A 901-nucleotide genomic window follows, 5' to 3' on the forward strand; every position below is an offset into this window, starting at 1 on the left:
AGGCAGAAGCCGGCATACGAGATAATTGGCGGAGTCTCGTGGGCTCGGAGATGTGTATAAGAGACAGGCGTGAATTTCTCTAAACACTTCTCTAACGACAGTAAACGGATCTTGGTTCTTTATTTCCAAGGCAGAATATATAACATTTTTCACACCACCAGACTCTGCGGTTAGCCAAGCTGAGACAATAGGCAAATCCAATGACAATGTGGAGGCCCGGCCGTGATCAATAATTTCAGATGCTGTGCTACTTACCTTGCATGAAAGATTCTGAATAATTTTAGCAGTATAATCATGGCCAAAAGATCCTGTTTTCCTCATCCAATGAAGCTGGTATGCGTGCCTAATTGGGTGAATAAAGGAGTCCGCTTTAAAATGTTTTGCAGCGATGCTGTAATAGATGGATTTATATGCCAGCCAATTTAGAGATGCAATAAACATTTCTAAAGCTTTTGTCATTCCTCCCATGCCTCCAGACTTGTTTTCTCGCGCCTTGCGAAACTCCTCTTCGGTAAATTCATGACCCGAAGAGCTTACAAGTTTGACATCCGTGGACCAATGGCCTCGTGTATTGCCAAAATCTGAAAGCTCATTGTATATTGATGCGCTTAGCTCACTATATTTTTCATACTCTGGTGTATTTGGCTGACCTAGCATCTTCATTGTCAGATAATAAACACTAGAGCTGTTATCCCAAGTGCAAATCATATTTAACTTAAGAAGATCTATAAGACTTTTAAAGTCATCATCGACAAATTCACCACCCCTTATTACAGGATTAAGCGCTCTGGCTTGACTTTTTGCTATGGAATCAATTTTATTTAGATTATGGTCATCCTCAGAAATGAATCGAACGAAATCGAATTTCGACGCTCTCGATTGCTTAAATTCAGGCTTGTAG

General features: G+C 40.5%; 1 protein-coding gene. It reads right to left on the bottom strand.

Features of this window, described 5'->3' with window-relative positions; translation table 11 throughout:
* The coding region (locus JHD59_RS21965) for a hypothetical protein (protein WP_199155832.1) at positions 1-901 on the bottom strand (901 nt) is incomplete at both ends.

It is taken from the genome of Chromobacterium sp. ASV23 (genome assembly GCF_016428945.1).
In the GTDB taxonomy this organism is placed as follows: domain Bacteria; phylum Pseudomonadota; class Gammaproteobacteria; order Burkholderiales; family Chromobacteriaceae; genus Chromobacterium; species Chromobacterium sinusclupearum.